Genomic DNA, 19,487 nt, shown 5'->3' with positions numbered 1-19,487 from the left:
GACAAGCTTCGTTTTCAGGCATTAATTCCCCCAGAACTTCTCCCGGCTCTTCACATAGGACACCGCCTCGCACAGATCTGAAAGCCGGATTTCACTCGCACCTGCAAGATCCGCCGTCGTTCTTGCGACTTTTAAGATCCTGTCATGCATTCTGGCGGAAAGCGCAAGCTTTTCGAAGATCTCCTCCATAAAGGTCTCCTCCTCCTTCCCCAGAACGCAGTATTTCCGGATATGCCGCCCCGCCATCTCCCCGTTGCAGCGGATGTTTTCCTCCATAAACCGCTCTTTCTGGATCTCTCTTGCCTGCTCCACCCGCGCCCGGATCGCGCCGGAAGCTTCATTTTCTCCGCCGCCTCTGATGTCCCCGTAAGTAACCGGGGATGCCTCCACACAGAGATCGATCCTGTCCAGCAGTGGTCCCGATATCTTCTGTAGATACCGCGTGATCTGTCCCTCCGTGCACCGGCACCTCGCAAGGTCCGGAAAATGACCGCAGGGACATGGGTTCATCGCAGCCACAAGCTGAAAGTTGGCCGGATATGTCACCGTGGCCTCCACTCTCGAGACTGTCACCTCCCGGTCTTCGAGCGGCTGCCGGAGTGTCTCGAGTGCCGCTCTGGAAAACTCCGGCAATTCATCGAGGAACAGGATCCCGCCGGTGGCAAGCGAGATCTCACCCGGCTTCGGTCTCCTCCCGCCTCCCGTCAGTGCCTGGACCGATACCGTGTGGTGGGGTGCGCGGAACGGCCTGATCTTTACAAGCGGCTCTTTCTCCGTCAGAAGTCCGCTCACACTGTAGATCTTCGAGATCTCGATGCTCTCCGCCACGTCCATTCCCGGCATGATCGTCGGCATTCTCCTCGCAAGCATGGTCTTTCCGGCCCCCGCAGGTCCCACGACCAGAAGGTTGTGCTTTCCGGCGGCTGCCACCTCCGCCGCCCGCCTAAGGAGCGGCTGTCCCGATAATTCCGCGAAATCCACATCATAGCGGTTCATCGTATCCTGCAGCTCCTTCATGTTTACCGGTGGTTCCGGGCGCATCGACTGTTTTCCGGATAACATATCCACCAGATGTTTCAGATCCCGGACACCGTAGAGCGAAATCCCGCCGATAAAGGATGCCTCCTTCACGTTCTCAGCCGGAAGAAATACCCGTCGGAATCCACTCTCCCGTGCCTGTGCCGTGAGCGCCATAACGCCCGGGATCCCCCGCACAGTCCCGTCCAGCCCCAGTTCCCCGAAGAATACCGCATCCTCCAGGTCCTTTGCCTGGAATCCTCCGTATGATGACAGGATCGCCGCGGCGATCGCCAGATCAAAGCCGGTTCCTTCCTTTCTAAAATCTGCCGGAGACAGATTGACCGTGATCTTCTTTGGCGGCAGGGAGAGTCCAAGATTCTTGATCGCCGTCCGCACCCGGTCTCCGCCCTCCCGGACCTCCGAGGCCAGATATCCCACAAGGATCAGCCCCGGAAGTCCGTCGCTGACGTCCGCCTCCACGGTCACGTTTTTCCCCTCCATTCCGAGGAGATATATGCTGTTGATCTTGCTGAACAAAAAATACTCCTTTCCAGTCTTTGGTTGTCATCTCACCACCTATAGAGATAGGAGAATCCTTGATGTTGTTAGTTGAAATCATCCCTGAAATCGAGAATATTTTCACCGTTTTTGATAAAATAGATATGGTTTAAGAATTTTAAGAATTTAGACTGTGAACCCTGTATCCGTTCCCCTCTCACGCCTGCAGAAGAGAGCGGATTCCCTCTCAAATATGGGGCGTCCGGCGGAGGATTCCTTCCTATTTCCGCCAGCCCCATATGCATCGTCCTCCCACCGCGCGGGCAAACACCCGCCGCGTGGCCTTACCATTTGAGCTTTCATCCATGTTTTCGCCGTCATTGACAGGAATCAGCCCTCATGCTCCCCGATCCACTCCAGGATATCCGCGGATACCTGGTCGCGGTTGAGTTCGTTTAAAAGTTCATGTCTCGCATCCTCATAGAAGCCGATGGAGAGATCCTCCGCTCCTGCCTTGTCGTATCGCTCATAGACGCGGCGCACGCCTTTTGTCTCCTCTCCCACCGGGTCTTTGCTTCCGGACAGGATCAGGATCGGGAGATCTGTCCGCATTTTTCCGGTTTTTTCAAGCTTTGCCGTTTTTAAGATCACCTCAAAGAAGTCACGGTACGCCCCGGCTGTGAAGATAAAATCTGTCAGCGGATCGTCTCCAAAATCCCGGTCTTTCTTTTCATCCCTGGAGAGCCAGTCGTACGGCGTCTTCACAGGTTTAAATTTCCTGTTGTAATTTCCGAGGGACATCTCATAGAGCAGTTTGCTCCGGCAGCGTGTTCCTCTCTGTCTGCAGATCGTGTCCGCCAGCAGATAGCCAAGCCGGACCTCCGCGTCCTTCGGAGCTCCGGTCCCGAGTAAGATCACTCCGTCGATCCCGTCTTTATAGACAGTCAGATATCGTCTCGCGAAAAATGATCCCATGCTGTGTCCCAGAAGGAAGATCGGCACACCTGGATATTTTCTCTGCGCGTGGACCGTCACGCGGCGCATATCGCGGATCACCGAGACGGCTCCGCCATGCTCCCCGAAGTATCCGCGGTCTTCCGCTGCCGCTGCGGTCTTTCCGTGTCCAAGATGATCATTTCCAAGGACATAGATCCCGTGTCCCGCTAAAAATTCCGCAAACTCCCGGTATCTTCCGACATGTTCCATCATTCCGTGGGCAATCTGAACGATCGCTTTCACCTCACCGCTCGGGATCCACTCCATACAGTGAAGATTCGCGATCCCACTGCTGGACGGAATATAAAATTCATGAATTTCCATTTTTCTCCCTCCTCACACCAGATCTTTTTGCCGTCGGCAGGATCCGCAGACGGGATCCGGTCTCCGGTCAGGATCAATGCCCCGCCAGTTTTCATACGTGTTCAGCTTATCTATAAGTATAACACGCATACCGTATTTTCCCCAGGAAACATCTGTTAAAATTTCATAAAGTTTATATAAACCTAAAAAAGAATGTGCCTCGGCACATTCTCGCGCCGAGCGCGGTCGCTCGCGACGATCTTCATCTTCGCGCGAGTACGCATCATTGGCACGTAGTGCCTTTTTGTTCAACAGGGAAGTTCCATCGAACTTTCCTGTTGAACAAAAAATCCCCCGCAGGTACTCCCGCACCCACAGGGAACTTTCTGATTTTTATTTTTCCGCTCAGTCTTTCTTCATCAGCTTGACCATAACAGCCTTCTGTGCATGAAGACGGTTCTCCGCCTCGTTGAAGATCTCGTCGGCATGTTCCTCGAAGACTTCCTCTGTGATCTCCTGTCCGCGGTAAGCCGGGAGGCAGTGCTGGACCATCGCACCTGCATTTGCGGCTGCGAGGAGCTGTTTGTTGACCTGATAATCCTTAAATACTTTCTTTCTCTCCTCTTTCTCCGCTTCCTCACCCATGGAAGTCCATGTGTCCGTGATCACGATATCCGCGCCGGATGCTGCCATGAACGGGTCTGTCTCCAGGGCAAATTTATCTGCGTAGCCCTTTGTGAACTCAAGGACTTCTCCGTCCGGCTTATAACCGTCCGGTGTCGCAACTGCAACATTCATGCCGACCTTTAAGCCGCCGACGATCAGGGAGTTTGCCATGTTGTTGCCATCGCCGATGTAGCACATCTTAAGACCTGTGAAGCTTCCGAATTTCTCACGGATCGTCATAAGATCTGCAAGTACCTGGCAGGGATGGCAGAAATCAGTCAGACCGTTGATGACCGGGATGGAGCCGAATTTTGCGAGATCCTCGACTTCCTTCTGTTCGAAGGTACGGATCATGATGCCGTCAAGATAGCGGGATAATACACGCGCTGTATCCTGAACCGGCTCTCCGCGGCCGATCTGCAAATCTTTTGATGAGAGGAACAGGGCATGTCCGCCCAGCTGATACATTCCTGTCTCGAAGGAAACTCTCGTTCTTGTGGAAGACTTCTGGAAGATCATTCCCAGAGTCTGTCCCTCTAAGTGTCTGTGCGGAATGTTGTGCTTTCTCTCATATTTTAACTGGTCCGCGAGATCCAGGATCCCGGTGATCTCCTCCGTACTCAGATCCAGTAATTTTAATAAATGATTCATGATTTAAAATACCTCCTTCATGGCCTCAAGTGCCTTATCGATCTCTTCATATGTAATGACTAACGGCGGAAGCAGACGGATCGCGTCCGTTCCAGCTGTCAGCACGAGAATGCCCTTTTCCATGAGCTTTGAAACGTATCCGGCACGCTTTTCCGGATCTACGATGATGCCGAGCATGAGTCCCATGCCGCGGACATTTTTGACTGCCGAGGAGTGGAATCCCAGGACTTTTTCCTTGATGTAAGCGCCTTTTTCCTGAACTTCTTTTAAGAATTCCGGATCATTCACCGTGTCGAGAACGACATTTGCGGACGCTGCACTCACCGGGTTTCCTCCGAATGTGGAACCATGGGTTCCAGGTCCCATCACGTCGGCACATGCTGCAGATGTGAGCACGCCGCCGATCGGAAGTCCGCCGCCGAGTCCTTTCGCCATCGTCACGATGTCAGGGGAAATCCCGTACTGCTCGTATGCAAAAAGACTTCCGCATCTTCCGATGCCGGTCTGGACCTCATCCACGATGAGAAGGATGTCATGTTCCTTACAGAACTTTGCAACCCCCTGGACGAACTCTTTGTCGAGCGGGAGAACACCGCCCTCGCCCTGGATCATCTCCATCATGACCGCGCAGCAGGACTTGTCCGCTTTTGCGGTTACATCCGCCAGGTCATTTGCCTTCGCATAGTCAAAACCTTCCGTGAACGGGAAAAAATACTGGTGGAACTTCTCCTGTCCGGTTGCCTTTAAGGTCGTCACGGTTCTTCCGTGGAAGGACTGGATCAGTGTCACGATCTTGTTTCTCCCTGCCCCGTATTTATCGAAGGAATACTTTCTCGCAACCTTGATCGCGCCCTCGTTCGCCTCTGCTCCGGAGTTTGCGAAGAAGATCTTTCCCATGCCGGTTGCCGTCACAAGCTTCTCAGCAGCACTCACCATCGGCTCCGTGTAGTAGAGATTTGACGCATGCATGAGCTTTTCCGCCTGTTTTGTGATCGCACCGACGATCTTCTCATTTCCATGTCCCAGGCTGTTGACGCCGATCCCGGACGTGAGGTCCACATACTCTTTTCCGTCTGCGTCCCAGAGCGTCGCGCCTTTTCCGTGGTCAAGGACGATGTCAAACCGTCCGTAGGTATGCATGATATATTCTGAATCTTTTTTCTTGATCTCTTCTGCAGTCATTCCTTGTTCCTCCTATGAAAACATGGTTCCAACGCCTTCGTTTGTGAGCAGCTCGATTAAGATCGAGTGCGGCACACGGCCGTCCTGGATGTTCGCACGCTCTACGCCCTGACGGACGCACTCCACGCAGCAGTTGACCTTCGGGATCATTCCTCCCTTGATGACGCCCTCCTTGACCAGGGACGGAACATCCGAAACTTTCAGGCGCTTGATAAGTGTCGTGTCATCGGACGGATCTCTTAACAGTCCGCGCACGTCAGTCAGCATGATCAGCTTTTTCGCCTTCAGCGCGATCGCCAGTTTCTCCGCCGCCGTATCCGCGTTGATATTGTAGTTGCAGGTGTCATCGATTCCCGCTGCAACGCAGGTGACAACCGGAATGTAGCCTTTTTCCAGCATATCGAGAACAATCTGCGGGTTTGTCTTTACGATATCGCCCACATAGCCGTACTCGGTGCCGTCCGGATCATTTAATTTGACTGCCTCAAATAATCCGCCGTCCATACCGCTTAAGCCGACGCCTTTTCCTCCGGCATTTTTTAAGAGCGTCACAAGGTTCTTATTGAGCTTTCCGCAGAGGACCATCTGGACTGCCTCCATGGTCTCCTGATCGGTGTAGCGGAGTCCCTTGATGAATTTGGACTCTTTTCCTGTCTTCTTTAAGAGTTCCCCGATCTCCGGACCGCCGCCGTGAACCAGAACGACCTTGATGCCGACCAGATTTAAAAGAACAATGTCGCGGATGACCGCCTGTTTTAATTCTTCATTGATCATGGCATTTCCGCCGTATTTGACGACCACGATCTTTCCATAGTAATCCTGAAGGTATGGGAGCGCCTCAACGAGAACGCCAGCTCTTGTTTCCGGTTTCAGATTTTCCATAACGTTTTTCTCCCCTCTTATCATCTATATCACGTTTCTGACTGTTTCGGACTCGCCTGCATCTTTTTTTCTGCAGACATCCATTCCTTTTTACAGATTTAATCCTGCCGTCTCCTCAAATCCGAGCATCAGGTTCATGTTCTCGACAGCTGCACCAGATGCGCCTTTTCCGAGATTGTCAAACAGCGCCGTGATGATCGTCTGGTCCTCATGTCCGTTGACCACGATTTCCATGCTGTCCTTTCCGGCCATAGTTCCCGCCGCGATCATCGGATCGTCCCAGCCGAACGGATGGACTTTTACAACGTTCTTTCCATTATAATGAGCTGCAAGTGCCTCATGGATATCCTTTGCAGTCGGATTTCCCTTTAACATTGAATTCTGCAGCATCACAGTGACCGCCATTCCTTTATAGTAGTCATCCACGATCGGGCAGAACACCGGCGGAACGTCGAGTCCGCAGATCTTCTGCATCTCCGGCAGGTGTTTATGTTTCAGGCTTAAGCCGTAGATCCTCGGGGTATTGTAGAGAGTCGGTTTCTCCGGAGATTCGTATTCCGCGATCATCTTTTTTCCGCCTCCGGAGTAGCCGGTCAGGGAGAATACGGTGAGCGGTGTCTCCTTCGGGATGATCCCCGCCGCAACGAGCGGATAGACCGGGATCACAAATCCCGATGCATGGCAGCCCGGGTTTGCCGTATATTTCGCATGAACGATCGCATCCTTATGTGCGTCGGAAAGTTCCGGAATTCCATATGCCCAGCCCGGAGCTGTCCGGTGTGCCGTCGATGCATCGATGATCCTTGCGGAATCTTTTTCCACAAAGCTCACCGCCTCTTTTGCCGCCGCATCCGGCAGACAGAGGAACGTGATATCCGCGGCGTTGATGAGTTTCTTTCTCTCATCCGCATCTTTTCTCTTTGCCTCATCGATCAGCAGGAGTTCAATATCGTCTCTCAATGCAAGTCTCTCATAAATCTGGAGTCCGGTGGTTCCTTCTTTTCCGTCAATGTATACCTTTGGCTTCATAATCGTTTCTCCTCTCGGTCATAATTTGCTGGATCCCAGTCAGCTTTCCTTCCGGTCCGTGTTAAAAAAGGGACCGGAGCTTTTCTTCTCTGCGTGTTTTTGTGGGGGCAGATGCATAAAGCTGAATATTTTCTGAATAATTATGCATAATTATAATCCTATATGTATATTTATGCAAGGGTTTTTTATTCTTTTTTGCATTTTTATAATTTCTTTCCAAACAAAAACAGCACAATGATCCTTTTCCAGACCATCATGCTGTTCTCCCGATCCTGTCTTTTGTTTTTCCATGATCCGGACTCATACCGTCCGTTTCACTCTCCGTATCCGAACGCCTCCCGCATGCGGGCAACCGCCTTTTTCTCGATCCTGGATACATAGGATCGGGAAATTCCAAGCTGTCCGGCGATCTCCCGCTGCGTGTGCTCATCTTCCCCGAACAGGCCGTAGCGCATCCGAATCACCTTTTTTTCCGTCTCCGTCAGACGGTCCCGGTATGCCTCATAGAGTATCTTCACATCCTGTCCGATGATGACCGTCTCCAGCACTTCCCGGTCTCCGGATTCCAGAACATCAAACAGACTCACCGTCTCCCCGTCTTTATCCGCACCGATCGGGTCATAGATGGAGACTTCCCTGGAGAACTTTTTCCCCGACCGGAACATCATCAGGATCTCATTTGCTATCCTCCCCCCAATGCGTTTTTGATGCACTGAGGGGATTAGTTTTTCCCAGGCGGTCATCCTCCGTATCATCATCTTCGTAATCTACATCGGAAAATGCCACCAATTCATCATTATCGTCCTCATCGTCTGTATTATCAGAAGCAGCAGAAGCGATTTCCGGGTATTCGATTTCATCGTCCTGCACACCGAACAGAACCACATGGGCATTGACTCCGTCCCAGATAACCTTACGCACGATGGTGCGGATGGCTGCTCGTTTCTGTTCTATGGTCATTTCATCAATGCCGTCCTTAAAGACAGTCAGCAGCTGGCGCATCAAGTCAAATTCAACATCACTGAGAGCGTGCTGCGTAGTCAGTCCTTCCAGCTCCTGAATACGTTTTTCAAGGGACTGGTATTCTTCGTTCAGTTGCTCAATTCGCTTTGTTACATGAGCCTTGGCAGGGCTGTCACCCATTTCCACGAGAGAATCCACCAGTGAATTGATTTTCTTCTCTGTTTCTGCCTTCTCTTTTCTCATATCGGAAATCCGCTGTTCGTAGTCCATGCGATTGCCGGTATAGAATTTTCGGCTCTGCTCCAACTGACTGACAAAAGTCTCCTTATCATCTGCAAGCATTTTTACCTGTTCGATGATTGCCATATCCAGTGTATTGCCGTTTGCGTTTTTGCTGTTGCACACGGTACGCTGGCTGCGCTCTTTCATTTTGCACACATAGGTGTAAATCACCTTGCCGTCAGCAGTTTTTCGCTTGCTCATCTTCGGATACATACGCTCACCGCAGCTGCAGAACAGCAGACCGGTCAGCAACGCTTCGTTACTGCGTGGTTTTCTGAAAGACTTGGACTTGTTGCGTTCCAATGACTCTTGAACCTGCACCCACACCTTGCCGGGAATTAGTCCGGGATGTTTGCCAACGGACACAATCCATTCACTCGGCGGTAACGAGATACTCGCTCTGCCTTTTTCCTGATCGGTACGATTATATGCCATCATGCCGTGAACACCGTCAAAGGCATCATGCTCGGAGAACAGGTCTGTATCATTCTTTATAAAGAAATCATACGCCTCTTGGTCAGCGACCATGTAGACCGGATTCTGCAAAATCGCTTTGACCGAGAAACGGGTAAAATATTTTCCGTTCTTTGTCTTGAACCCTTGCTTAATCAACGCCGCTTCTGTCAAAGTCAAAGAATCCGTTTCCACATACAAATCAAAAATCGTTTTGACTATATCTGCTTCTTCCGGAACAAGTTTCAACTTGCAGGCTTTCTTTGTCTTTCCGTCCACTGTAATGCTTTTTATAGCTTCGGATTCAAAGCCGGTAGGGGTTGTACCACCTAACCAGCGTCCGGTCTTTGCCAGCTCATGCATATTGTCACGGATACGCTCGGCAATGGTTTCACGCTCCAACTGAGAAAAAACAGATGCAATATACATCATGGCTCGTCCCATCGGGGTGCTGGTGTCAAACTGCTCCTTGATGGAAATAAAAGAAATATCCAAACGGGCAAGTTCTTCAATCAATCCAGAGAAGTCGCTGACATTACGGCTGATACGGTCAAGACGATAGACAATGATTGCCTTAAACTGTCGCTTTTTTGCTGCATCCATCATTCGTTTGAATGCCGGACGGTTCAGATTCCCTCCGGAAAATCCCTCATCTTCATATACTACGATTTTATCTACAGCGGCATCACCAAAATGCACACGAACATACTCTTTGCCAAGTTCAACCTGATTGCCAATACTCTCGCCTTTCCCTGTAAATTTTGATTTACGGGAATAGAGGGCGATAACATCTTCATTTTGTCGCATCTGCTTTTCCTCCTTCTCTTGCTATGTGATGTATCATGTGCTATTATAACATAAAGTAAGCACCAAGTAAACATGACAGGAGGGTTTTCTATGAAATCGATTTTTGAAGAATTAGGCGGCACCTACACTTTAGGCGAGGACGGAATGTATTATCCGAACCTGGAGCTTCCGGTTGAAGAAGAACCACATTACGGTAAGTATGGTCGTATGCGAATGAATTACATAAAAGAGCATCGCCCGGGGTTGTATACGGAGCTTTTGTTCGACGGAAAGCTGGTATCACACTTGAACGACATTGATGATACGGCTCGTCAACGGATGGAGCTGCTGACTCGACAAATGCAGGAGCAGCATGGTGTAAACGAGGAATTAAAAGCTCTTGATCAGATGATCTGGGTAGGTGCCTGCAATAACATCCGCAATGCTGCGGAGGAAATTGTTTTGAATGAACTAATATATTGCTAACGCCAAGGGAGAGAGCTTGTACACATCATGGGTACAAGTTCTCTCTTTTCCCTTGAATCCGAGTTGGACAGAAGTTTTTTTGACATCCCACCAGCTTGTCGGAAAGTTAGAAAATGCAGAAACCTAAATACTTGTGAAACTATTATGAACATGACTGTTTCCTATTGATATTCCAGTTTATTGAGAGTAAACTATAATTAGTTTATTGACTATCAACTGGAAGGAGAAATCTTTATGGCTGAGATTAAAATGGGCGTAGTGGAATCCCACTTCGCTGATATTATTTGGGCGAATGAGCCTTTGCACTCCAGAGATTTGGTAAAGCTCTGTGAGAAGGAACTGAATTGGAACCGTTCTACCACTTATACCGTGTTACGCAAACTCTGTGAGCGTGGGATTTTCCAAAACAACGGAGGAACTGTTTCCTCTGTGCTGACCAAGAACGAGTTCTATGCTGTTCAGAGCGAGCAGTTTGTAGATGAAACCTTTGAAGGCTCCCTCCCTGCTTTCATTGCGGCTTTTACACAAAGGAAGGGTATTTCTCAACAGGAAGCTGCGGAGATTCGACACATGATTGATGCAGCCGCCGGAAAGGAGTAATCTATGAGTTCACTCTTTTTGAAAATTGTAAATATGAGTATCGCCGCATCTTGGCTGATCCTTGCGGTCGTACTTTTGCGTGTAGTTTTGAGAGAGGCACCTAAGTGGATCAATGTTCTGCTTTGGGGTGCTGTTGCAATTCGACTCTTATGCCCGATTACCATCGAAAGCAATTTGAGCATGGTGCCAAGCGCAGAGGTTTTTCCGAATGAGGTCGTTTCCGGACCATCCTTTGATGTGAATACAGGTTTCAATATCGTAGATACACAAATCAATGATTACCTTGGCGACCGCTACTTTGAAGGTGTGACGGTTCCTGCAAACAACGGAGCTAACATAACAACGATTCTCAGTGTTGCATGGATAGTTGGCATTTTCACTTTTGCTGTATTTGCTCTTGTGAGCTACCGAAAAATCCACAACAAGGTTCGTCCATCGTTAAATGTGCGGGACAACATTTGGATTTGCGATGATATCCAAACACCATTTATCCTAGGCTGCTTTAAGCCAAAAATCTACATTCCGTCCGGAACGGATGAAGTGCAGCTTCCCCATATCATCGCCCATGAGAACGCTCATTTAAAACGCTGTGACCACTGGTGGAAGCCGCTGGGGTATCTGGTTTTAGCAATCCATTGGTTCAATCCGCTTGTATGGATTGCGTATATTTTACTTTGCAGAGATATTGAGTTGGCTTGCGACGAGAAAGTCATTCGAGAATTAAATCAGAGCGAGTCTATTTCCTATTCCGAAACATTACTCTCTTGTAGCGTAAATAGAAGAACGATTTTGGTTTGCCCGCTTGCCTTTGGCGAGGTTGGCGTAAAAGAAAGGGTGAAGCGTGTGTTGAATTATAAAAAGCCTGCGTTCTGGATTGTTGTCGTAGCAATAATTGCTGCTATCGTTACGGCGGTTTGTTTCCTGACAAATCCCAAAACGATTGGTGATTCTATAACACTTGTTGAACAGTCTACACCCGGAAATGGTAATACTTTTACCTATGATACTACCTTTGGTCAAAGTGTAATGAGCGGCACTGTTTATGCCGAGCAGTGGAGTAATGGCACTTGCACAAAATCTACGCCTGCCGTATTAACGAGTGAAGTCGATGAGATAAACATCTTATTGGATGTTCGTCGTGAAAACGGTCATTCAGTAGGTGTTGATATTCAAGTCGATACCAACGAACATGGTGGTTCCTTCATCACATATTTTGCATTCCCTGAGAATTATTCCATCCTCGGATGGAGCTGCAACGGTTATGAGTTGAATAAACCTATTCTAATCCAATCCGAGGCGGAAAAAATTTTGGCAGCTATGGTATTTGATGTGGGAAATGGAGTGAGGGTATTTAGTCCCGAAGTGCTTGTCAATGAACCTGAAAGATTGGAAAATGTAGATTATGCAATCGTGATTCGTGCTTCATTTGATAGTACCAACTTGGGCAATGAAAATTCGGAACATACTTCTCACTCAGCAGATAGTGGTGCTGTGATTCCGATGGTTATGGTGAATGACACACTCTATCTGTACACAGGATTTGAAAATACAGATGCTCACCACGATGTGATGAATGGCAAGATCACATCCTCTGTTCACGGGAACACCAAGCCTACCGTAAATGATCAATCGAATTTTGGCGAGGGATACGCATATCAGTACGGTGCTGCCGAAGGAACCATTGAAATCTACATGGATGGTAAATGGTGCATCTTTGCTACTGAAGAAGTGCGACAGGATATTCAATTTCCTGTTGCTGATGGAGATGTTAACGGATCAAACGGAGCTGAGTCGGGAGAAACTACATCAGTAGTGGCAGGAGTTTCAATGGTGGATGCTTCTAAGATTGCCAGCATTGCTGTAACCAACGGCAATACCGGAGAACAGAAAACAGTTACTGGAAAAAAGGCATATAGCGATGAATACCTTGCCTAACGTGACTATGATGATGGAAAAGTATAAATCCCGGGAAGGCGATATTGAAATTTCAAATCAAAGTGGAAAAGGACTGAAAACCTGGGAATGGTATGATATTCAGAAGTGGGAAAACGGTGAATGACACAGGCTGGATCAGCTGACGGATGGATTGTGGACAGATACTCTATACCAGATTCCAGCGGGAGAAATTACGGCTTTTTCTACGAATTGGAAAACGTGGTATGGCGACTTGTCAGACGGTAAATATCGCATCATAAAGAAAATATATGAAACGATAGAAGATGAAATCCATACTCATTATCTGGCAGTAGAATTTGAAATTCGATAACTGTCCAAGTACAATGTCAAATATAATTATTGCATCCTTAGTAAAGGAATACCATCGCAGATACTTCCAAAGTAGCAGCGATGGTATTTTTTCTGTTGAAAATACTGTGTAGTACGATATGTACACAGGAAGGACAGTATATTTTTCACTGGCTCAGATATATTGTAGAGCAGCAATCCACCACTACCATTCCAAAATCGGAGTGGTAATGGTGGATTTTGTTATCATCGCTCGTAATCTTTTTGCTTTCTTTTGGGAGGTTTTTGCATCTGTGATTCTGGTTCTTTGCGCTGAAGCATTTGAGTAATAGAAGGCTTTCTGGTAACTTCCCCAAGCATTTTCTTCACTTCCAGCTTGCTCTGACGCATCATATCATAATCATATTTAACGCCGTAGATTTTTTGAAGCTGACTGGCTGCGGATTGCTCTTTGCCAGTGCGAAGCTCCATTCTGGTGTCGGTCAATTCGCCTGCATCCACATCGGCAACGGTTTTTTCCAAATCCCTGTATCTCTCCAGTGTTCTGTCCAGTTCGGCAGTGAATTTATTTTCTGCCTGTTCCAGTGCGTCCATCTGTGTATCAAGATTCTTGACTTCCTTTTTGAATTTGGAGAAGGCTGCATCATCCGCACATTCCATACTGTTCAGAAGCATGGACTTTTCGGATTTCAATTCCTCCAAATCCTCAGTCAGCGTAGCAACCTGCTCCGACAATTTCTGATGCTTTATCACATGAATAAAGGGTAGAGAATCCTGTTCTGCACGGAGCTGCTTTCGCTCTGTGTTTTTCTCTTTGATTTCCTGTTTGATTTCCGTATATCGTTCCACGACCGGTTTTACAGCATCCACATAGTCAGAGATTTTCTGCTTGCTGATACGGATATGGCTGATGCGGTACATAAGAACAATCATATTCTCACGCAGGGATTCCAGTGCATTTGCCAGCTCCGGAATCGAAGTTTTTACTGCAGCAGCCAGCTTTTTGACCTTCGCTTTCAGCTCCCGGAGAAGGGCGTTGTCCGCCTTGATCTGGCGATTAATTTCGCAGCGGTCAGAAACGATACCCATCGCTTCCAGCTTTCGTGCGTGATAGCCCTCGTGGATGGTTGGCAGTTCATCCAATCCCCGTGCGGCGTGACTGCGGTGATCGATCCGGGCATCTATCTCCGGATACTGTGCCAAATGCCGATTGGTAACGGTTGCCCATTTTTCCCGCCAGATGAGTAGCTGTTCATCGCTGTTCCAACGCTGAGAAATTGGATTCTGTCTGCCATACTTTGTACTTTTGGGATACTTGTTGGCTCGTTCATAACCTTGCTTCTCAGCTTCTGAAGGTGCCATATACACCTTTCGCTCGCCAACCAGATATTGATACTGTTTCTCCCAGCCCTCCGCCTGTGCGATCTTATATTCAGCAGAGGTAAATCCCCATTCTGCGCCATCCCTCACGCACAGATATTCTTTTTCGGTTTTATGCTGCCATTTACCGTTTTCCTGTAAGGGGCGAATCGTCAGCATAATGTGGGCGTGTGGATTGTGTCCGGGCGGATATGGGTCATGGATTGCAACATCCGCACACATTCCCTCGGCCACAAAATTGTCCTGAATAAATTCTGTGAGAAGGCTCTGCCAGTCTGTCTTTCCCAGTTCTATGGGAAGTGCTACCACAAATTCACGGGCAAGGCGGCTGTCCTTGGTCTTTTCGTTTTCCTCCACCGCATTCCACAGAATGCTTCGGTCACTCCACGCAGCCGGAGCGATTGGCGGAAGAAATACTTCCTGCCAGACAAGCCCTCGTTTTCTGGTGTAATCATGCTGAATCCCATCGTAGTCGTTGTATATCTGTGAACAGCTCAGATATGCGGAAGCCGCCACAGCGGAGCGCCCGGCTCCACGGCTGATGACCTTTGCTTCCAGATGATAGATTGCCATTCTTCATCACCGTCCTTTCGCTTTTGTTTTTGTTGCTTTTTAGAAAAAGCAAATGGGGCTTGGCAACAATGCCCATCTCTGCAACAAAGCTGCCGGTGGCAGGTTTTTGCAGACAGTTGGTGGAATACCGTCGGTTAAAGCGACGGTATTTTTTATAGGTGGTAACACCGACCACCAGCTGCGTGGACAATGACAGCAAGCTCGCAGGATTGTGGCATTGTCCATAAGGCTCCCGCAGGAGCCGCATCCGCCTCGCAGAGCGCACGGCCCCGAAGGGGATACCACCGCCCGATGTTATCGGGTGGTGAGTAAGTGCGCCCTTCGGGAATAGAGATACTTTCGTACCTCAATGTTTTTCCGTAACTTCTGCACTTAATCGTCTTTCCAGCTCCATTTTTAGATTATCCAAGTCCATTATCTGTGCTTCCGGGAATACGTTTTCCAGAATAGCTCCCTGCTGAATCAATCTTCTTGTGCGCTGTTTTCTCTCTTTCTGACGGTTTCTGGCTTCAACCGCTTCCTGTCTGTGTTTCGCCTGCAATAATTTCTTTTCATCCTCGGTCATATTTACGTCCTTTCTGACCATATCCGGTCTAACTGATTTTTATTTGGTACTTGTTTTAGAAAAGAATGGTGCCGGGATTGTTGCTGCATGAGCGGAATTATCAATGCACCGCTGATTAGGAGACAATCCGGCACCGCCGGTCTTACGTTCCAGTACCGCTTTCCAGTATTTTCCGTGCTTCTTTCATGCTTTCAGCGGCATTTCTCTGCCGGATATTCTGATTGTTGATTCTCAGCGGCACACACCGTTCCAATACTCGGTCATAGATACGGGAGCGAGTCAGATCCTGCGGATTTTTCAGTTCCTCCAAGGTCATATTAGTTGTCACAATCAGTGGCAATTTGCTGCGATATCGGCTATCAATGACATTGAATACCTGTTCCAAGGCAAACTCCGTACTGCGCTCAATTCCCAGGTCATCAATAATCAGCAGACTGTACTGGTTCAGGCTGTCGATATATTGGTTCTTCTCCTCGGAATACAGCCCGGACAGGGCGTTGAGAATCCGGGAGAAATTGGTCATCAGCACCGGAACACCCTGCTCCAGCAGAGCGTTGGCGATACATCCGGCAAAAAAGGATTTTCCGGTTCCCACATCGCCCCAGAGAAGCAAGCCGATGGATTTTGCCTTCATTTCGCTCCAATGGACAACATAGTCATGGGCTTTCTGCATTTCCGGGTTGTAACCCTTATCATTGGCAAAGGTGTATTCCCGCAGGGACTTGTCCTGTAAGCCGTTGGCTTTCAGACGGGACACCTGATCCAGAAATTCACGGTGCTTTCTCTCCGCTTCCTCTTTATCCTGGACTTCCTGCTGACAGCGGCAGCGAATGGGAACCACCATTTCCTTTCCAAGAACAACCACATGGTGCTGCCTGGGTGTTTTACATTTGGCGCAGTGGATGAGGTTGTCTGATTCATTGCGGTATTCATCTTCCTGCAAAGGGCGGTCAGAAAAGATATTCTGAATGGTGCCAGTGATTTGGTTCATAGGCTTTCATCCTCCTTACATTCATAGCTGCGTCTTACGGGAGCCGGGTGATCCTGCGTATACCAGCTGTGAATCGTAGCAGCGTGGTCTTGATACCGCTTCCCGCTGGAACGTATATAGCCAGACAGCTTTTCGATATATTCCCGGTATAATGGTATTTCCTTTTGAAGCTGTGCCAGCTCCTTTTCATTCAGGAAAACATTTTGATATTTTCCGTAAGCGGTGCGGTCAGCCTTACTCCCTTGTTTCTTTATCTTGTTATTGTTCTTTTCATTATTACTTCCGGACACTTTTCTTTCCCTTACAGAGACAGTTTCCTGTCCGTCAGACGGATAGGTTTCTGTCTGTATCAGGGAAAGATTTCTGTCCGTCTGCACCAGATATTCCGGTGGGACTTTTACATAGATTTTGTTTGGCAATCCCGGTCCCTGACGCTTGCGGAAAATCAAATCCGTTTTTTCCAGAACTGCCAGAGCGGTCTTAACAGACATTTCGCTTTTGTGCATGGTTTCTGCCAAATCCTTGATTGGAAAGAATATGAACGCACGCCCACGCTCATCTACCCAGCCTTCGTTTTTCTGTGAAAGTCTTGCTCTATCCAACAAAAGTACATACAGTATTTTTGCGGTTTCACTCAGCTGCTCCATATCCAGTAAAAATCGTGGAAATGCCATATACGGCGGTATCAGGGTATCCTTTATTAGAAACTGTGTCATGCGTTCACCTCCTTCCGTTGTCAGAATAGATACCGGTTATTCCCCAAGAAAATCCCAGTCAAGGTCTGCATCTTCCGGTTCGGATGCTGCAACAGCTACCTGCGGTGTAATCTGAGCAATACCAACCATACAGCCTGCCAAATATACCGGTAGGGTCCTGTTCATGGCATTTTCCACCGCTGTTACAATCTGCTCCACGAAGCGTTCCTCACGCTCTCTGGTTTCCAGATACGGCTCATCTTGCTTCTTGTAGTAACGGTCAAAGTAGTCCACCAGAGAAATGGCGATAATCTGGCTGTAGGATTTGAATTTCTTTTTATCCATCGTTTGCAGATACTGCCACGCCCGGTTCTGCACATCCTTGTCCAGATTGAAACGAAGATTTGTGCTGCGGATATTCTCACTCATGCTTACTCCTTCCTGCGAAGGCTGGCATGGGCGAGATATTCATATCCCTTAGCAGTCGCACAAATATCATCCAGAATGGTTACACGGGTTTCATCGTACTGCCCGAAGTTTCTGACCAGACAGCCACCACCGCCAACAATATACAGTCGCATCAGTTCCGGATTGTATTCATAGCGGCGGAGTGTGGCGAAAATATCCGCTACATACCTTTTCGCAATGGCAGTGATACAGTCCAGATAAGGCTTGCCGATGTCCGCTGTTCCATAGCGAAGCACCTGCTCAATGGTGACTTCTTCGATTTTGACACCAAAGCTGTCCAGCACGGCATTTTTAGCAGCGATCATACACTGGTTCACACCAAACTTCTCTGTCCAACAACGGCTCTCCACCGCCTTTTTATTGTTGATATAGAGAATGTTCATGGTGCCGTTTCCGATGTCTGCAAGGAGATTGGTTCCCTTGAAATCGCCCAATCTGCTGACAATAGCGGGATAACCTTGAGGGAACAAACTGCATCCGACAAAATGGAGCTTGTACTCCTTACCATTGAAATGGAAAGATACATATTCATTGCGGAGCAGGTAAGTTCGGAAATCTTCACGCTGTTTGCGAACCCAGGTCAGCGGCAGACCGGCAGCCAGATGAACATCTGCTTCACGGATGCCATACGCATTCAGCTCTCTGGCAACTGCCATCAGAGTCAAAAGATAATAGTCCTCATCCATGGCTTTGTCCGGAATAAATTCCTTGTGTCCCTCTCCGATGCGGTAATAGGTGCCGTTGTATTCCAGAATGTTACCGGAGAAAATCGGTTCTGTGTCATAGGCAGTAATGCCGGTAGGGGTGACGGTGTTTGCTGTTTTGATGTTGCCGTAGCCATGATCTACGGCGATAATTTTGATGCTTTTCAGTTCTTTCATTTGCTTAATTCCTCCTCAAAAAATTTGATAGTCATAAAAAATGCCCTCTTTTCAGTAGGTTTGCTTTGAAGTGGCACCGGATTTTTGAATTTGGTGCTGTTTTCATTGCAATTTCATTCTACTGGAAAGAGGGCAAAAGCACATTGAGCGTGGATTGAGTGGAAATTGAGCAAAAAAAGAAGCAGCCACACACCGTAGTGCATGACTGCTATACAAAATCATTTTTCCTTTTATTCTTTTGGCAAATAACTTTTGTCTATTGAAAGATTAACACAAGTTGCTACTGCAATATAGATTACTAAAATAATAGCCTCTAATACCAAAGTATTATACGGACGAGGGTAGAATCCTGCCGCAACACTTACGATAAATCTAATCGGGAAATAAAGTCCCAACCAAGCAGAAATTTTGTAAAACTTTCTACGGAAGTTCTTTGTTTTTTCTGTTGCACTGGATACTTTCTTCTGATACGCATATTCAAACCCGCCAATGGCTGCAACAAACGGCAGGAAACTTAGAAATGCAAAAAACACATTTTGAAGAATGAACATTGTCATAAACTGCATCAAAAGTATCATCACTTCAAGTGTCACCAGATAGATCATAATCTGACCGAGATTATCGTTTTGAACTTCTTTTATCTTCGGCAAGTCATTATCACTTTGGTAATCATCGTTCAGTAAGTAATCTGTTGTAACATCAAACAGCTTGCTAAGTTGAAGAATGTTATTTGCATCAGGCATCGCAGCTCCTGATTCCCAACGAGAAATAGCTTGTCTTGATACATCCAGTTTTTCAGCCAAATCCTCCTGAGACATTCCATTGGACTTTCTCAGTCCTACAATTTTATCAGATAGTTTCATATGAAATCCTCCTTTGCTTGGTGACTTCAT

General features: G+C 47.9%; 21 protein-coding genes. 4 read left to right on the top strand and 17 right to left on the bottom strand.

What is annotated here, in order from left to right; translation table 11 throughout:
* Positions 1-21: 21 nt before the first annotated feature.
* The 10 genes from GPK90_RS08160 to GPK90_RS08115 form a co-directional block, all read right to left on the bottom strand.
* Positions 22-1,557 carry a YifB family Mg chelatase-like AAA ATPase gene (locus GPK90_RS08160; protein ID WP_118529630.1) on the bottom strand — a complete coding sequence of 512 codons (1,536 nt, stop codon included), beginning with the start codon at positions 1,555-1,557 and terminating at the stop codon, positions 22-24.
* A gap of 68 nt (positions 1,558-1,625) precedes the next feature.
* Positions 1,626-1,817, bottom strand: a complete 192-nt coding sequence (locus GPK90_RS08155) for a hypothetical protein (protein ID WP_215702695.1) — start codon at positions 1,815-1,817, stop codon at positions 1,626-1,628.
* Positions 1,818-1,908: 91 nt separating this feature from the next.
* Positions 1,909-2,838: an alpha/beta fold hydrolase gene (locus tag GPK90_RS08150; RefSeq protein ID WP_215702694.1), complete on the bottom strand. Its 930-nt coding sequence runs from the start codon at positions 2,836-2,838 to the stop codon at positions 1,909-1,911.
* Between the two features lie 384 nt (positions 2,839-3,222).
* Positions 3,223-4,134 (bottom strand): ornithine carbamoyltransferase, encoded by a 912-nt coding sequence (gene argF, locus GPK90_RS08145; protein ID WP_118515049.1) that lies wholly within the window; start codon positions 4,132-4,134, stop codon positions 3,223-3,225.
* Positions 4,135-4,137: 3 nt separating this feature from the next.
* Positions 4,138-5,316 (bottom strand): aspartate aminotransferase family protein, encoded by a 1,179-nt coding sequence (locus tag GPK90_RS08140; RefSeq protein WP_215702693.1) that lies wholly within the window; start codon positions 5,314-5,316, stop codon positions 4,138-4,140.
* Between the two features lie 12 nt (positions 5,317-5,328).
* Positions 5,329-6,198, bottom strand: a complete 870-nt coding sequence (gene argB, locus GPK90_RS08135) for an acetylglutamate kinase (RefSeq protein WP_118515053.1) — start codon at positions 6,196-6,198, stop codon at positions 5,329-5,331.
* A gap of 90 nt (positions 6,199-6,288) precedes the next feature.
* Complete coding sequence (gene argC, locus GPK90_RS08130; RefSeq protein ID WP_215702692.1) at positions 6,289-7,227, bottom strand: N-acetyl-gamma-glutamyl-phosphate reductase; 939 nt, start codon at positions 7,225-7,227, stop codon at positions 6,289-6,291.
* A 150-nt stretch (positions 7,228-7,377) separates the two neighbouring features.
* On the bottom strand, positions 7,378-7,518 hold the full coding sequence (locus tag GPK90_RS08125) for a hypothetical protein (protein WP_215702691.1): 141 nt from the start codon (positions 7,516-7,518) through the stop codon (positions 7,378-7,380).
* 23 nt (positions 7,519-7,541) lie between these two features.
* Positions 7,542-7,895, bottom strand: a complete 354-nt coding sequence (locus GPK90_RS08120) for a sigma factor-like helix-turn-helix DNA-binding protein (protein ID WP_346011223.1) — start codon at positions 7,893-7,895, stop codon at positions 7,542-7,544.
* A gap of 7 nt (positions 7,896-7,902) precedes the next feature.
* Positions 7,903-9,732, bottom strand: a complete 1,830-nt coding sequence (locus tag GPK90_RS08115; protein WP_107000081.1) for a recombinase family protein — start codon at positions 9,730-9,732, stop codon at positions 7,903-7,905.
* Between the two features lie 90 nt (positions 9,733-9,822).
* On the opposite strand from GPK90_RS08115, the gene GPK90_RS08110 reads away from it, so the two are divergent.
* From GPK90_RS08110 to GPK90_RS19765, 4 genes are all read left to right on the top strand, one after another.
* Complete coding sequence (locus tag GPK90_RS08110) at positions 9,823-10,197, top strand: TnpV protein (RefSeq protein WP_107000082.1); 375 nt, start codon at positions 9,823-9,825, stop codon at positions 10,195-10,197.
* Positions 10,198-10,431: 234 nt separating this feature from the next.
* Entirely contained in the window at positions 10,432-10,797 is a 366-nt protein-coding gene (locus GPK90_RS08105) for a BlaI/MecI/CopY family transcriptional regulator (protein WP_107000083.1), read from the top strand.
* 3 nt (positions 10,798-10,800) lie between these two features.
* Positions 10,801-12,732 (top strand): M56 family metallopeptidase, encoded by a 1,932-nt coding sequence (locus GPK90_RS19015; RefSeq protein WP_233430164.1) that lies wholly within the window; start codon positions 10,801-10,803, stop codon positions 12,730-12,732.
* Positions 12,733-12,883: 151 nt separating this feature from the next.
* Positions 12,884-13,063, top strand: coding sequence for an immunoglobulin-like domain-containing protein (locus tag GPK90_RS19765; RefSeq protein ID WP_416346971.1), 180 nt, complete (start codon positions 12,884-12,886; stop codon positions 13,061-13,063).
* 224 nt (positions 13,064-13,287) lie between these two features.
* Here the strand turns inward: GPK90_RS19765 and mobQ are convergent, their stop codons facing one another.
* The 7 genes from mobQ to GPK90_RS08065 all read right to left on the bottom strand — a co-directional run bounded on the left by mobQ (position 13,288) and on the right by GPK90_RS08065 (position 19,457).
* Entirely contained in the window at positions 13,288-14,994 is a 1,707-nt protein-coding gene (gene mobQ / locus GPK90_RS08095) for a MobQ family relaxase (RefSeq protein ID WP_117504978.1), read from the bottom strand.
* A gap of 346 nt (positions 14,995-15,340) precedes the next feature.
* Positions 15,341-15,559 (bottom strand): DUF3847 domain-containing protein, encoded by a 219-nt coding sequence (locus tag GPK90_RS08090; protein ID WP_107000084.1) that lies wholly within the window; start codon positions 15,557-15,559, stop codon positions 15,341-15,343.
* 142 nt (positions 15,560-15,701) lie between these two features.
* Entirely contained in the window at positions 15,702-16,550 is an 849-nt protein-coding gene (locus GPK90_RS08085; protein ID WP_107000085.1) for an ATP-binding protein, read from the bottom strand.
* A complete protein-coding gene (locus GPK90_RS08080; protein WP_107000086.1) occupies positions 16,547-17,266 on the bottom strand; it encodes a replication initiator protein A in 720 nt (239 codons plus the stop codon). The genes GPK90_RS08085 and GPK90_RS08080 overlap by 4 nt, the downstream gene beginning before the upstream one ends.
* A gap of 36 nt (positions 17,267-17,302) precedes the next feature.
* Complete coding sequence (locus GPK90_RS08075) at positions 17,303-17,674, bottom strand: adenylate cyclase (RefSeq protein WP_117504976.1); 372 nt, start codon at positions 17,672-17,674, stop codon at positions 17,303-17,305.
* 2 nt (positions 17,675-17,676) lie between these two features.
* Positions 17,677-18,594, bottom strand: coding sequence for a ParM/StbA family protein (locus GPK90_RS08070; RefSeq protein WP_107000088.1), 918 nt, complete (start codon positions 18,592-18,594; stop codon positions 17,677-17,679).
* 230 nt (positions 18,595-18,824) lie between these two features.
* A complete protein-coding gene (locus tag GPK90_RS08065) occupies positions 18,825-19,457 on the bottom strand; it encodes a helix-turn-helix domain-containing protein (RefSeq protein ID WP_107000089.1) in 633 nt (210 codons plus the stop codon).
* Positions 19,458-19,487: the final 30 nt, after the last annotated feature.

The sequence above is a fragment of the Clostridium sp. MCC344 genome, from assembly GCF_018785365.1.
Taxonomy (GTDB): Bacteria; Bacillota; Clostridia; order Lachnospirales; family Lachnospiraceae; genus Pilosibacter.
Note: the sequence above shows the minus strand (reverse complement) of the source record. Positions and strands in the feature narration are given on the sequence as shown.